Source organism: Paenibacillus sp. M2 (assembly GCF_046713495.1).
Lineage (GTDB): Bacteria > Bacillota > Bacilli > Paenibacillales > Paenibacillaceae > Paenibacillus > Paenibacillus amylolyticus_B.
Genome location: NZ_CP169648.1, coordinates 2,593,352 through 2,607,245, shown reverse-complemented (window position 1 = coordinate 2,607,245; position 13,894 = coordinate 2,593,352). Strand labels below are relative to the sequence as shown.

At 45.9% G+C, this 13,894-nt stretch carries 15 protein-coding genes; all 15 read right to left on the bottom strand.

Going from position 1 to position 13,894, the window contains the following annotated elements; translation table 11 throughout:
• Positions 1 to 8: 8 nt before the first annotated feature.
• The gene (gene pduL / locus ACETMN_RS12095; protein WP_017689107.1) at positions 9 to 581 is read right to left on the bottom strand and encodes a phosphate propanoyltransferase; all 573 of its coding nucleotides are present in this window, start codon (positions 579 to 581) and stop codon (positions 9 to 11) included.
• A 193-nt stretch (positions 582 to 774) separates the two neighbouring features.
• Positions 775 to 1,776, bottom strand: coding sequence for a dipeptidase (locus ACETMN_RS12090; RefSeq protein WP_373419842.1), 1,002 nt, complete (start codon positions 1,774 to 1,776; stop codon positions 775 to 777).
• 86 nt (positions 1,777 to 1,862) lie between these two features.
• A complete protein-coding gene (locus tag ACETMN_RS12085) occupies positions 1,863 to 2,123 on the bottom strand; it encodes a stage V sporulation protein S (protein ID WP_007430104.1) in 261 nt (86 codons plus the stop codon).
• Between the two features lie 117 nt (positions 2,124 to 2,240).
• Positions 2,241 to 3,035 (bottom strand): TIGR00282 family metallophosphoesterase, encoded by a 795-nt coding sequence (locus tag ACETMN_RS12080; protein WP_017689109.1) that lies wholly within the window; start codon positions 3,033 to 3,035, stop codon positions 2,241 to 2,243.
• A 218-nt stretch (positions 3,036 to 3,253) separates the two neighbouring features.
• Complete coding sequence (rny, locus tag ACETMN_RS12075; RefSeq protein ID WP_036609258.1) at positions 3,254 to 4,795, bottom strand: ribonuclease Y; 1,542 nt, start codon at positions 4,793 to 4,795, stop codon at positions 3,254 to 3,256.
• A gap of 310 nt (positions 4,796 to 5,105) precedes the next feature.
• Positions 5,106 to 5,843: a regulatory protein RecX gene (locus tag ACETMN_RS12070; protein WP_091017233.1), complete on the bottom strand. Its 738-nt coding sequence runs from the start codon at positions 5,841 to 5,843 to the stop codon at positions 5,106 to 5,108.
• Between the two features lie 295 nt (positions 5,844 to 6,138).
• Positions 6,139 to 7,203: a recombinase RecA gene (gene recA / locus ACETMN_RS12065; protein ID WP_091017235.1), complete on the bottom strand. Its 1,065-nt coding sequence runs from the start codon at positions 7,201 to 7,203 to the stop codon at positions 6,139 to 6,141.
• A gap of 244 nt (positions 7,204 to 7,447) precedes the next feature.
• Positions 7,448 to 8,704: a competence/damage-inducible protein A gene (locus tag ACETMN_RS12060; protein ID WP_091017238.1), complete on the bottom strand. Its 1,257-nt coding sequence runs from the start codon at positions 8,702 to 8,704 to the stop codon at positions 7,448 to 7,450.
• A gap of 107 nt (positions 8,705 to 8,811) precedes the next feature.
• Entirely contained in the window at positions 8,812 to 9,399 is a 588-nt protein-coding gene (gene pgsA / locus ACETMN_RS12055) for a CDP-diacylglycerol--glycerol-3-phosphate 3-phosphatidyltransferase (RefSeq protein WP_017689114.1), read from the bottom strand.
• A 319-nt stretch (positions 9,400 to 9,718) separates the two neighbouring features.
• Positions 9,719 to 10,210, bottom strand: a complete 492-nt coding sequence (locus ACETMN_RS12050; protein ID WP_047842512.1) for a YajQ family cyclic di-GMP-binding protein — start codon at positions 10,208 to 10,210, stop codon at positions 9,719 to 9,721.
• A 155-nt stretch (positions 10,211 to 10,365) separates the two neighbouring features.
• Positions 10,366 to 10,530 carry a hypothetical protein gene (locus ACETMN_RS12045; protein ID WP_167350848.1) on the bottom strand — a complete coding sequence of 55 codons (165 nt, stop codon included), beginning with the start codon at positions 10,528 to 10,530 and terminating at the stop codon, positions 10,366 to 10,368.
• Between the two features lie 73 nt (positions 10,531 to 10,603).
• Positions 10,604 to 11,665, bottom strand: a complete 1,062-nt coding sequence (locus ACETMN_RS12040; RefSeq protein WP_091017240.1) for a RodZ domain-containing protein — start codon at positions 11,663 to 11,665, stop codon at positions 10,604 to 10,606.
• 66 nt (positions 11,666 to 11,731) lie between these two features.
• The gene (locus ACETMN_RS12035) at positions 11,732 to 12,499 is read right to left on the bottom strand and encodes a DUF3388 domain-containing protein (protein ID WP_047842510.1); all 768 of its coding nucleotides are present in this window, start codon (positions 12,497 to 12,499) and stop codon (positions 11,732 to 11,734) included.
• Between the two features lie 197 nt (positions 12,500 to 12,696).
• Complete coding sequence (locus tag ACETMN_RS12030; protein ID WP_017689119.1) at positions 12,697 to 12,960, bottom strand: DUF3243 domain-containing protein; 264 nt, start codon at positions 12,958 to 12,960, stop codon at positions 12,697 to 12,699.
• Positions 12,961 to 13,123: 163 nt separating this feature from the next.
• Positions 13,124 to 13,894, bottom strand: coding sequence for an elongation factor P 5-aminopentanone reductase (gene ymfI / locus ACETMN_RS12025; RefSeq protein WP_076326809.1), 771 nt, complete (start codon positions 13,892 to 13,894; stop codon positions 13,124 to 13,126).

Sequence of the window (13,894 nt, the reverse complement as noted above, 5' to 3'; positions counted from 1 at the left end):
ACATGTCATTAATCGATGATTTCAGCAGTGTCGCCATTACGAGCGCCAGCAGCGTTAGCTTCATCTGTATCAATATGCATGTCCAGTGCGAAAGAATCGGATACACGAGCCAGTACATTTTCCAGTACAAGACCGCGATCTCCACCCAGACGAACTTTCAACATTTGTTTGTCCTCAATACCCCATTTAGCAGCATCAGAAGTATGGAAGTGAATGTGACGAGCAGCAACGATAACACCTTTATCAATTGTTACTTCACCAGCAGGACCTTTAATTGTGATTCCTGGTGTACCTTCAATGCTTCCAGATTCACGTACAGGTGCTTTAACACCAATCGCAAATGAATCTGTCATGGAGATCTCCAGTTGCGTTTCAGGGCGAACAGGTCCGAGGATACGCACTTTATCAAACTGTCCTTTCGAACCAATTACCGCTACTGTTTCGTTAGCAGCGTATTGGCCAGGCTGGGACAGAGGTTTAAATTCAGTCAGTTCATAACCTTTGCCAAACAAAATTTCAACGTGCTCTTGGGATACATGAATGTGACGGGCAGATACGCCCACAGGTACTGTTTTACTCATTGTAAATTCACTCCTTGTTTATCTATGGCCTGTACTCAGGCTCTTAACAATCCAATGGTATTATACCCCTTTTTGGAGTGAAATGAAAACGAACTGGTGAAAATTCATGAAATACACTTATTTCACCATCATTCCCCTCCTTTATTTGGAAAACAAGTTTCAATTCAACCCATTCAACGCACACACCAGTTCACTATTTCATGGAATTCCCCTTCATCTGCATCTTCGGATTGCTCTCTGGCAAGTGTTCCCCCAGATAACTCATTGCATTCCCCCACAACCAGCCACGAACCAGATGTTCATCATAATGTTTGAGCAGAATTTCCATCAGTCTCGGATATTGTCCTGAATGTTCAAGTTTCTGAATATACGTTGAAATTCCATCAAAATCAGACCCCATCATCAGATGGTGCTGCCCGCCTAGAGAACAGAATTGCTCAATATGAGGCAGCAGATCTTCTATACGTACCTCACCCTCCTGCTTTACAAACCAGGGTACAAACGTCAGTCCAATCCGCCCTTCCCGGGCAATGATAGCCTGGATCTGATCATCTTTCAGATTGCGCACATGGGGACATACGCTATAACTGTTGGAGTGGGAGGCGATAAAAGGACGCTTACTCAAGTCAGCCAGTTCCCAGAACCCTTTCTCCGTCAGATGTGACACATCCAACAGCATTCCGATTTCATTACATTGGTGCACCAGTTCTTTCCCTTTCTCGGTCAGACCGGCCCCACGCTTCTCCATGACTCCATCAGCCGCCCAATTGGCATAATTCCACGTTAGTCCAATTATTCGAACGCCCATCTGATAACATAACTCCAGATAGAACAGGTTGCCCTCCAGGCCGTCCACACCCTCCAATGTGATTAATCCCCACGGACCCTCTGTTTGCCCCACCTGAGCCACCTGTTCACGCCATAACAACGTCTGTGTGCCGCCAAGCCGCTCCTGACTTCTCTCTACACGTCTACGATAAATCTCCAACTGCCCCATCACATGTTCAAACTTGCCTCTGCCAAGTACTTCGGGTAAATAGATGGCAAACGCCTGCAACCCTACTTTCCCCTCTTTCAAGCGTTGCAAATTCACATCCAGTTGTGGAGCATCTTCAAAAGAAAGAGCAGGCTGCATCAAAATTTTGCTCAGTGCATCACAGTGAAAATCAGCTACACGCCAATCAGACATGGACATCTTAAACCCTCCTCAATATGTTATTGCTAAGAAAACGCAAAAAAACCTGTCTACATCGTAAACAGGTTCAATGCATACTGCATGTATTATCTGGGCTCCACAATCAGCTTAATGGCCGTTCGGTCCTCGCCGTCGATCACAATGTCTGTAAAAGCTGGAATACAAATCAGGTCAACTCCGCTTGGTGCTACAAATCCCCGGGCTATCGCTACCGCTTTAATGGCTTGGTTCAGTGCTCCCGCTCCAATTGCCTGCAGTTCAGCATTTCCACGTTCACGAAGAACCCCTGCAAGAGCGCCGGCTACAGAATTAGGATTGGACTTTGCTGAAACTTTTAATACATCCATGGTAAGTACCTCCCTGGGAATGTTGAAAGTTTGTTTCCACTTACTAGATGTTATTCGCGGGAGGCAAAAAAATTCCTTCTTTTTAGACGGGTTTCCCTGCAAATTGGGACAATGCCCCTATTCCATGCGCCACTCGTCCTCCATCAGACGAATTTTTTCGATGCGTGTTGCCGCACCTGTTGCTTCATCAATTTCAACAAAAACACCATGGAAGTGCCATTTGCCATCATCTACAACAAAACGTACAGGTAGCTGGGTGTAGAACTTACGCAGCACGGCCTCACGCTCCATACCCAATATACCGTCACGAGGCCCTACCATGCCTGCATCCGTCAAGTAAGCCGTTCCTCCAGGCAAAATCCGATCATCATTACTCTGTACATGCGTATGTGTACCTACAACGAGAGACGCGCGTCCATCCAGATGCCATCCCATGGCAATCTTTTCTGACGTCGCTTCCGCATGCATATCGACCAAAATACATTTATGGTCTTGGCGCAGCTCGTCTACAATTTCATCAGCTACACGGAATGGACAATCCAGAGCAGGCAGGAACGTTCTTCCTTGAAGATTGACAATCGCCAGCTCTTTCCCTTCGCCTTTGACAACCGTGTATCCTCGCCCTGGTGTGCCTGGTGGAAAGTTCGCTGGACGAATCATGCGGGGCTCATCATCTATAAAATCAAAAATATCCTTATTGTCCCAAGTATGATTACCAAGTGTAATACCATGTACACCCCAGTTGAAAAACTCATTTGCGATTGCACCGGTAATGCCGCGACCTGCTGCCGCATTTTCACCATTCACAATCACCACATGTGGCTTATACTTCGATTTTAGGTACGGTAAATTTTCCTTTAATGCCTTACGTCCCACGTTGCCTACAATGTCACCAATAAACAAAACTTTCACTGATTACTGCCTCCTCAATTCCTGCAAAGTTCTCTTTTTTCAAATGTTGAACCTTTGCAGGACTCTATCTCTTGTTCCATGATGTGTATTTATACAAAAAGCCTTTGATCGAATATGGGATTCAGTCGAATAAGCCTAGCCTCTTTTTTGACCGCACACTTTAAGAGGCTATCAAAAGGAAAAGTGGCCCACTACCGCGGCCACTTTTCCGTATTGCTCTATTTTGCGTATTCAACCGCACGGGTTTCCCGGATGACGGTGACTTTGATGTGACCCGGATAGTCGAGTTCATTCTCAATCATCTTCGTGATGTCACGGGCTAAGCGGAAGGCTTCAGCATCATCGATCTTCTCAGGCTGTACCATAACGCGAACTTCGCGTCCGGCCTGAATGGCGTACGATTTCTCGACACCTTCGAAGGATTCTGAGATTTCTTCCAGCTTCTCCAGTCGTTTGATATACGTTTCCAGCGTTTCGCGGCGTGCGCCTGGTCTTGCTGCGGAGAGCGCATCTGCTGCGCCAACCAACATGGCAATGACCGAAGTCGCTTCGCAATCTCCGTGATGGGACGCGATACTGTTGATTACAACCGGATGTTCTTTGTATTTCTTCGCCAGTTCCACGCCAATTTCGACGTGTGATCCTTCCACTTCGTGATCCAGCGCTTTACCGATGTCATGCAATAGACCTGCACGTCTTGCCAGAGTTACGTCTTCTCCAAGTTCGCCAGCCATCAGTCCAGCCAGATAAGCGACTTCCATGGAATGTTTCAAGACGTTCTGACCGTAACTTGTACGGAACTTCAACCGGCCCAAAATTTTGATCAGATCCGGATGCAGACCATGCACGCCCACTTCAAAGGTAGCTTGCTCACCGTATTCACGGATGCGCTCATCCACTTCTTTGCGGGATTTCTCAACCATCTCTTCAATCCGTGCCGGGTGAATACGTCCATCAGCCACCAGTTTCTCCAGGGCAGTACGGGCGATCTCACGGCGAATCGGGTCAAAGCCCGACAGAATAACAGCTTCTGGCGTATCATCGATAATGAGGTCAATCCCTGTAAGGGTTTCAAGCGCACGGATGTTACGTCCTTCACGACCGATAATCCGGCCTTTCATTTCTTCATTTGGCAGGGTAACAACAGATACCGTTGTTTCCGCTACGTGGTCAGCCGCACAGCGTTGGATGGCGAGTGTAATAATCTCGCGGGACTTTTTGTCCGCTTCTTCCTTCGCTTGTTGTTCAATGTCCTTGATCATTTGAGCCGTCTCATGACGAACTTCCTGTTCTACGTTGGACAGTATGATACTGCGTGCGTCTTCCATGGTGAGGTTGGATATACGTTCCAACTCTGTCACCTGGTTTTTGTAAATCATTTCGATCTGCTGCTGAGTCTCATCAATTCGTTTCTCTTTGTTAGCCACTTGCTCTTCTTTACGTTCGAGTGATTCCAATTTTTTATCCAGCGACTCTTCTTTTTGCAACAATCGTCTTTCTTGTCGTTGAATTTCATTCCGACGTTCACGAGTGTCTTTTTCAGCTTCAGCACGAATGCGATGGATTTCATCCTTCGCTTCCAGCACCGTTTCTTTCTTCAGTGCCTCTGCCTCTTTCTTCGCGTTCTCCACGATTTGTACGGCAGCTTGTTCCGCACTAGAGATTTTAGCCTCTGCAAGAGATTTGCGAATAAAATACCCTACTCCGAACCCAATGATTAGCGCGGCCACAACGAGAGCGATCGTGATTGCAGGATTCATACTGTTCACCTCCTCGTTGGTTCCTCCAAGGCATTCCTTGGGTCAATTTGCAGTTTTCAAACCTTACATATGTTTGGGAATAACGAATACTCACGGCGATCCCCCGCCGATTTTCATTTCACATGTACATGTTTCCACGTACTATTCACTGTTTCCAGCGAACCCATAATTAAGAATGGTATAAATCTTAAGAAACCGAAACCGCTTTTTTGGAAGGAAAAAGGGTTGTCCATTTCTTACAGACTCATGTCCATTTTAGTATTTGACGAAAGAAATTGTCAAGAGAATGCAGTATAGAGACTCTAGGCTGCTAATCCCATAACAACGCTTCGTCATCTTCAGAGTCCCCAGCCTCATCTTCTTCAATTAAACAATTCACGACCCGGCGCACCATATCCATTGAAAAACCACGTCTCATTAGGAAGGGAAGCGTTTTATTTTTCTTCTCTTTGACGTCCCCTTTGACCTGATTCCATTTTTTGCGTCCTGCACTCAAGGCAGTCTCAAATTCCGCATCTGTACTGATCCCTTCTAGTGCCTCAACAATGAGATCATTGGCAATGCCCTTTTGACGTAGCTCTTGCCTTATCCACAGTTTTCCCTTCCGCTTGCCCTCCATACGCTGTCTTGTCCATTCCTTCGCAAATAGATCGTCATCCACCAGGTTCTCCCGCTCAAGCCGATCCAGCGCCTCTTCAATCAAAGGTGCAGCAAACTCCTTCTGACGAAGTTTCTGACTTAATTCATGGCGTGTGCGCGGTTTATGCTCCAAAAAGCGCAGAGACTGTGCATACGTCCGCTGTCGCTCGTCAGCTACAATGATTTCCTCCAGATCCTTCTTCATAAACGTATTACCTTGAGTCATCCTGTATTTAATCATCACATCTTCAAGGACCGTAATAGAGTGGATACCAAAAGTGATTCGATAACGAGCTTGCCTGCTCTTCGTTCGTTCTACACGTGTAATAATAAGTTCTTCGTTGTCCGGAAATTGGGATAGGCCATCCTGTTCTGCTTCTTCATACAAATCCTCGTCATGTTGATCCATTCAGGTCTCCCCTTTCATAACATTTTCATTCTGACTACGCCAAGCACATCTTCACATAAGACAAAGAACACTAGTAATACAAAAGGCCGGGAAGTCAGCCCGGCCTTTATCTCCACAGTTATCTCTGACAGTTAGCGTGCCAACAGCCCCTGTCCATTGGGACAGGGGCTGCTGGACACCGAGAGCACTCCCACCATAATTCCTTATCCAAATCAAGCCAAGCTCAATCAGGCAAGTTTACGGAGTCCAGAGGGGAAACCCTCAGGGTCCTCCCTACATGGGAGGTTTTGAGAGATTACTCGTTGATTTCAAACAATTCTTGTTCTTCTGCTGCTTCTTTTTGTTGCTCTTCAGTAGTTGGCGCAGGAACTGCAGTAACCAAGTTACTGGCTACACGAATTTTTTGTTCAATGATGTCAGCAATATCTTTATGCTCTTTCATGAACTGCTTTGCGTTCTCACGACCTTGTCCTAAACGCTCGCCTTCGTAGGAGTACCATGCACCACTTTTATTAACGATGTCCAGCTCTGTACCAATGTCAATGATACTGCCTTCTCTCGAAATACCCTCGCCATACATGATATCCACTTCCGCTTGTTTAAACGGAGGTGCCACTTTGTTTTTCACAACTTTAATACGAGTACGGTTACCAATCATGTCATTGCCTGATTTGATACTCTCAATACGACGCACATCCAGACGTACTGTGGAATAAAACTTCAGAGCACGACCACCAGGTGTTGTTTCTGGGTTACCAAACATAACGCCGACTTTCTCACGAAGCTGGTTAATGAAGATTGCGATTGTTTTGGATTTGCTGATTGCACCAGACAGTTTACGCAGCGCCTGAGACATCAAACGCGCTTGCAAACCAACGTGTGAATCGCCCATTTCGCCTTCAATCTCTGCTTTTGGAACCAATGCGGCTACAGAGTCAATAACAACGATATCTACTGCACCACTGCGTACAAGAGCTTCTGCAATTTCCAGCCCTTGCTCACCCGTATCTGGCTGAGACAGAAGCAATTCATCAATATTAACACCAAGTTTGCTTGCGTATTGTGGGTCAAGAGCATGCTCGGCATCGATAAATGCAGCTTGTCCACCCGCTCGTTGTACTTCAGCGATAGCATGCAATGCTACGGTTGTTTTACCCGAAGACTCAGGTCCATATATTTCTACAATACGGCCTTTAGGCAAGCCGCCTGTTCCTAATGCAATATCCAAAGCCAAGGAACCACTGGGAATAATTTCCACATTCATATGAGTGGACTCACCCAGTTTCATGATGGATCCTTTACCGAATTGCTTCTCTATTTGACGGAGCGCCATATCAAGCGCGGCACGACGGTCTGACAATAAGCTCACACCCTTTACTGTTTATAAGATAATGATACCTTGTTTTAACACGTTTGCCAAGCTTTTTTTCGAACATACATTCGTTTTTTTTTGTGAAGGCCGAGGCGCCTCTTCCTCAAGGAAACTTTCCATTAAACAGAAAAAAGAACCGTAAACAAGGCTGTAAAGCCTAATTCTACGGTTCTTCCGTCTTCCTTAATTATACTTGCTTGGAACTGTAAATGCAATCGAAGCTATTAACTAATCAATCCATCGCCACAAGTTTTTGCCATAAGCGATAGAGAATCGCTTTGGCTGAACGAATGCGAACTGTCTCACGATTCCCATTAATACGCAGCTCATGAATCTCCGTCTCTTTTCCACGTTCAGCAAGAGCGATGAAGACAAGTCCGGGTGGTTTACGTTCCGAATATCCCGGTCCAGCTACACCGGTAACAGCCAAGCCAAAATCAGCATCGCCAATCATGCGGATCTGCTCAGCAAGCACTTTTGCAACCTCTGGACTTACCGCTCCAGGTGCATCTTCACCTTCCAGATAATCATGAGGCACATTCAGCAGCTTTTCTTTAATTTCATTGGAGTAACAAACAATTCCACCTTTGAGCATTGACGCACTTCCGGGTACAGAGGTCAGACTTTGCATGACAAGCCCCCCTGTACAGCTCTCAGCAGCGCTGAGCGTCAGCCCCATGTCAGACATCATGGTTACAATCGTGTACTCTATAGGCACATCCTCGTTCGCGTAGAGATGTTCTGTCAAACGCTCGCGAATCTGAACTTCCATCGCATCCAGCTTCAGCTTCGCCTCTCCCTCACTCGCAGCCTTCGTGGAGACACGTACCGTAACTTCACCTTCGCTCGCGTAAGGAGCAATCGTAGGGTCTGTCTGCGCGTCAATCAGATCCAATAGTCGATCTTCCAGAGCAGATTCACCAATACCTGCGAATTTGAGCATTCGGGAATAGATCGGCATCTCTTCTGTGAGTACATGCTGGAACAGCCAAGGTTTGACTTCCTGTTCAAACATTGGAATCAACTCTTTAGGTGGTCCAGGCATCACAACATAATATTTGTCATTGTCAGAAATCGCATTTCCTGCCGCAAGGCCCGTTTCATTGGCCAGAGGTGTTCCTCCATCAATAACGATCGCCTGACGTCGGTTATTCTCTGTCATGTCCACATTACGATCTCTGAAAAAGCTCTCAATTTTGTCCATCGCCATTCGATCTGTATGCAGTTTCCGGTTAAGAACAGCTGCGAGCGCATCCTTGGTCAGATCATCTTGGGTAGGTCCGATGCCACCGGAAAATAAAATAACGTCTGCACGACCCTGCGCAATGCGAATAGCTTCACTAAGTCGATTCAGGTTATCCCCAACCACCGTTTGGAAATATACATCGATCCCCATCGCAGCCAATTCACGGGATAGGTATCTGGCATTGGTATTGACGATTTGTCCAAGCAGTAGCTCTGTGCCAACTGCAATGATTTCTGCCTTCATTGAGCATCCTCCTGTACACGTGGTGAGTGATCAAAGGGCAATAGGATAATTTCCTATTGCCCCTGACCCAATGCTTCCTTCATGATTACCCATTTAAGAACAAACCATTATGCTTTTGTTAAATGAAGCAAATTTTTGTTTTTGATAAAGTAATCGATACCCGACCAGATAGTAATAAGCGCTGCTGCCCATACCGCGATAATATCGACGTGAATACCCGTGTATGAAAACGGGAAATTGTTCAACAGCAACAGCACAATCGCCACAATCTGCACTACAGTCTTCAGCTTGCCCCAAGCACTTGCGGCAACAACCGAACCATCCAGCAATGCAATTTGACGCAAGCCGGTAACTGCAAATTCACGACTAATAATCACAACTGCAATCCAGGAATCCAGCTTGCCCATCTCCACAAGCGAGATCAAAACTGCAGTAACCAGCAACTTGTCTGCGAGTGGATCGAGCAGTTTCCCCAGATTGGTAACCATGTTATTTTTCCGCGCAAGGTATCCGTCAATTCCATCTGTGCTTGCGGCGATGATAAAAATAACAGCAGCAATCAGTTGATTATACGGAAGCGACAAGCTTCCAAGCTGCAACGGCTCTGGATAAAATGGAAAATCCACGAGCAGGAACACCATCAAAAAAGGGATTAAGCAAATTCGTGCAAGCGTAATCCGGTTGGGTAAATTCACAAGACGCCCTCCCTCATATCCTCCATTACTCCAAACAATCATCATAATCCCGTTATCATCATCCGGAACATGAAATGTACAGTTTCAATGTCAATCCAGATTAACATGATCCCACTATGTAGAAACGCAAAAAATAAAGTCAACCGCTCAAAAGCAACACGCTTTAAACGTTCCGGTGACTTCCAGAAGATGTACTGCTTTTCACAAAGTCAGCAAACGATGAGGACTGGACTTGATGCTTGACTGCCAGCAATGCACACTTAGTATAATATACGCCCAATACCGTGTCAAAAAACACTTTTGCTACAGAAAGGCCATATTACTTGAAATTTGTATATTGCAAATCCAAAGGTAGGTTAGCACCATTTAGCAACTGCATGACAGCTTGCAAATCATTTTTACTCTTACCAGTTACCCGAAGTTGATCTCCCTGAATCTGACTCTTCACCTTCATCTTGGAATCCCGAATCAGAATATTGATTTTCTTGGCGATGTCCTGATCAATCCCCTGTTTAAAATTCAAACGCTGGCGGACTGTACCAGAAGACGCTGGCTCTACCTTTGCGTAATCAATGTTTTTCAATGGTAGACCACGCTTCGCCATTTTGGACTGCAGCACGTCAATGACAGCCTTGAGTTTGGTCTCATCATCAGATACGATCGTTAACGCATCCTTATCCAGTTTCAGGCTGCTCTTGCTGCCCTTGAAGTCATAACGAGCGCCAATTTCTTTCTCGGTTTGTGTAACGGCATTTGTCAGTTCTTGCAAGTCCATTTTGGACACGATATCAAATGAATTTTCTGAGCTCAAACCAGTCACCCTTTCAGTTAATCGTATGTACTGTAACATTATAGAGGATACCCTAAGCAAAAGTCTAATTTCTAGCTATTTTACACAAAGAAAAAAGCATTTTTGGCCTCCACTTCAAGTGGCTGCCAAAAATGCTTGCTGGTCCAGCTTCCAACCTAATAGCGGCTGCGGTTGGGCTGTCTGAACATATCGAGCACACCCAAAAGTACATGTGCAAGTCCAAAACCCAATATTCCGTAACCCCAGGCACTTGGAGTCAGGTAATAACCCAGGAGGCTGACAATGATCCCTAAACCTGTTACGATCCAGCTGACTGTCACAGCCATCCACCTCACTTCACCAAAAGTTAACTGCAAGTTAAGACACGATTATTGTCTCCTGCAGTTGACCCGGTTATTCGCTACCCGTGGTACCCCCTGTACCGTCCGTTGATCCATTTTCAACACCTGTGGAAGAAGTAGTGTTACTACTGTCTTCACCAAGCTTCAGACGGATCCGATTGGTCGCCTTGCCATCCGTTACAACTTGCCCGCCAACCTCAATCGTGGTCGCTGCAGCGTAACCGGACTTAATATACATGCCTGTACTATCCAACTCAAAGGTATAGCTGTCACCTTCGGCTGTGTTACCATACTCCAACTTCTCTCCACTGGAGTTTTCGCCTTTGTACACTTCCAGCCAGCTATGACCTGTTGCTTTGATCGTAACCGTTACAGGTTGCCCTGCACTACCGTTAACTTTAAAGTTCGTAATATTTCCTGATTTCCCATCTTCTGCAACAGTCACATTAGACGGTGAATTGTCTGTCGGTTCTTCCTGATTTTCTCCCGTTTGTCCGTCGGTTTGACCATCAGTTTGGCCATCAGTTTGACCGTCCGTCTGTCCTTCCGTGTCTGTACCGCCACCATTACCGCCAGCGTCGCCCTTACCAGTACCGTCAGTACCTGAATCTGTCGCAGGCGGATTAGATGCCTGTCCGTTGTCGGCAGGTGGATCCGGTTTATCCTCAGGCTGTTGTTGACTATCTGTAATTTTGACCTGATCAAGACCCGGATTATCTGATTCATCACCATTGTTATACACCACGTATACATACAACAGTACTACGATCAAAACAGGGAATGTCCACATCAGCGCGACAGACATCCACCGATTACTACGCTCAACCGGACGGCTGGAACGCTTCTGAATAACCGGTTCCATCGTTGCTTCCGTCTCTTCTTCGGGTACGTCTTTTTTGTGTCCCTCCAGCAGCTCATCAGGGTTCAGTCCCACGGTCTCCGCATAGGTTTTGATGAAAGCACGCACATAGAAGCTACCCGGCAGCACTTTATAGTCTCCTGCTTCTATGGCCTCCAGATACCTCTTGCGAATTTTTGTCATTTCCTGTACATCGTCAAGACTCATCCCTTTTTGCAGCCGGGCCTCCCTTAACTGCTGACCCAGTTCAGACATGCCATCTCCTCCTTATGTTTATCTCTTGAGTTGTTGCTAATCTATTTCATGATTCCGTACGGTTCCTTACAATTCGTCGGTGTAGCTAGCCGTAAACGTATCATAAATAATTTCTTCATTCGGATTGTTGCGAAGTTCAATAATAATATCAAAATCATTGAAATCATATTCGGATTCCTGCACAAAAATATCCGGATGTTCAATAACTTTGGTACTTGGCATCGACATAATATCCTGCAACAAATTGTAATGCCGCTCGCTGGAACGAATCGTACTTACAATTCCGTCAATGATGAAGACATTGTTCGGGTTCAATTCGTCTTCGGACATTTGACTCCTTATCGTCTGACGCAGAAGTGTGGAGGAAACAAACGTCCATCGCTTCATTGCACATACGCTGCCCGCAATAATAGACTCCGTTTTACCAACACGAGGCATTCCGCGCAAACCGATGACCTGATTGCCTTCCCTCTTAAATACTTCACCCAAAAAGTCCACAAGTAACCCAAGTTCATCTCGTGTGAAACGAAATGTCTTGCGATCATCCGAGTCACGGTCAATGTATCTGCCATGACGCACGGCCAAAATATCCACCAATTTAGGTTGACGCAAAGCCGATACGGTGATGCTGTTTACTTTGCCAAGCATTTCACCAAGCAAACGGATTTTTTCATCATCATCCGATTCAAGCAGCATGCCTCGAGTTTTGCCTTCAACACCGTTAATGGTCAATATATTCACTTCAAGCATCCCCAGCATAGAGGCAATATCGCCTAACAAACCGGGTCTGTTCTTATGTATTTTATATTCCATGTACCATTGTTTAGATTCCATTTCAACACCCCGTAATGCATTATTCCACATTATTCGACAGCAACAGAACGTGTCCTCTGGACAACAATCTGAGACATCTTCTAAAAATGGGTCACGTTAATGATATATAAAATGAAAATGAATTACAAGAACAGCTCTGTAATCCGTTTGTAATCATTAGAGAAAAGCCCCCTTGCGGGAGCTCTTCATCTGTAATCTTATGCGTTTTGTTTGGCCAATTTGACCATCAGGCACGCAATCGTACGACGCTCATCTGCATCGCCGACGTCCCATAACTCTTTCAATGCCCGGTTGGAATGGTTCGCCGGATCGACTTTCTCATCAAGGAAGTCGCCGATTTCATACGCAAGTTTGTTGATGGTTTCTTCACTCATCCCCATCTTCTCTGCTTGCAGTACGCGGTCACCCAGGAACTTCTTCCATGTGTCAAAACTGGAGAGCACTGTTTTTTCTGTTGACATGATAAATCCTCCTTAGATGACGCATGAGATTTAAAATCAACAGTTGTAATATGTGCTTTCGAGGCATTTTATATACGAGCATTTTGAAAATAATCCGGAAGACGACTGCTTCTCAGCAACCTTCACCTGTTATGTTCACAGCCAGTCAAGTTTTTCTTGCTTTTTACGTTAACCAACCGCCATTTGGACTGATGATCTGTCCATTGATATAACCCGATTCAGGGAGAGCCAGAAAATAAACCAATGATGAGATTTCATCAGGTTGAGCAAGTCTTCCTGCCGGAATTTCCTCTTCCAGCATCTTCAGTTCACTCTGATCCAGATGGTTCAGCATGGATGTCTGAACGGCACCAGGAGCAACCGCATTTACGGTTACTCCGGAAGGTGCGAGTTCTTTCGCAAGCGCTTTGGTGAATGCATTCACCCCACCCTTGGTTGTGGAATACAGCACCTCACAAGAAGCACCAGACAGTCCCCAGATCGACGATACATTAATGATTCGGCCATACCTTTGGGAGATCATGTGAGGCATCATTTCCTGTGTACACATAAACGTGCCTTTGAGGTTAATTGCCATCACTTCATCCCAGATCTCCTCTGTAACATCAGCCAACATCCCATAGTGCGAGATTCCTGCATTGTTCACAAGAATATCTGGCATGAGATTATGCGACTCGAGCTTCTCACGCATGCGCTCAATCTGTTCCCGGCTGCGAAGATCCGCAGACACGGTCATGATTTTTCCACTGCCCTGTTCCATGCACCGTCTGGCGGCTTCATTCGCTGCTTCATGCGATTTCATATAGTGTATAACAACATTCATTCCCACTCTGGCAAAGCGTTCTGCGATAGCCGCTCCAATGCCACCGCTTGCTCCAGTTACCAGTACAGTCATTTCCCCGATTGCCTTCAATTGTCCTGTTCCCCTCTCCAT

Excerpts from the sequence above, each read along its gene's own strand:
- pduL (WP_017689107.1), bottom strand. The coding sequence starts at position 581 with ATGAGTAAAACAGTACCTGTGGGCGTATCTGCCCGTCACATTCATGTA.
- ACETMN_RS12090 (WP_373419842.1), bottom strand. The coding sequence starts at position 1,776 with ATGTCCATGTCTGATTGGCGTGTAGCTGATTTTCACTGTGATGCACTG.
- ACETMN_RS12085 (WP_007430104.1), bottom strand. The coding sequence starts at position 2,123 with ATGGATGTATTAAAAGTTTCAGCAAAGTCCAATCCTAATTCTGTAGCC.
- rny (WP_036609258.1), bottom strand. The coding sequence starts at position 4,795 with ATGAATCCTGCAATCACGATCGCTCTCGTTGTGGCCGCGCTAATCATT.
- ACETMN_RS12070 (WP_091017233.1), bottom strand. The coding sequence starts at position 5,843 with ATGGATCAACATGACGAGGATTTGTATGAAGAAGCAGAACAGGATGGC.
- ACETMN_RS12060 (WP_091017238.1), bottom strand. The coding sequence starts at position 8,704 with ATGAAGGCAGAAATCATTGCAGTTGGCACAGAGCTACTGCTTGGACAA.
- ACETMN_RS12040 (WP_091017240.1), bottom strand. The coding sequence starts at position 11,665 with ATGTCTGAACTGGGTCAGCAGTTAAGGGAGGCCCGGCTGCAAAAAGGG.
- ACETMN_RS12035 (WP_047842510.1), bottom strand. The coding sequence starts at position 12,499 with ATGGAATCTAAACAATGGTACATGGAATATAAAATACATAAGAACAGA.
- ACETMN_RS12030 (WP_017689119.1), bottom strand. The coding sequence starts at position 12,960 with ATGTCAACAGAAAAAACAGTGCTCTCCAGTTTTGACACATGGAAGAAG.
- ymfI (WP_076326809.1), bottom strand. The coding sequence starts at position 13,894 with ATGGAGAGGGGAACAGGACAATTGAAGGCAATCGGGGAAATGACTGTA.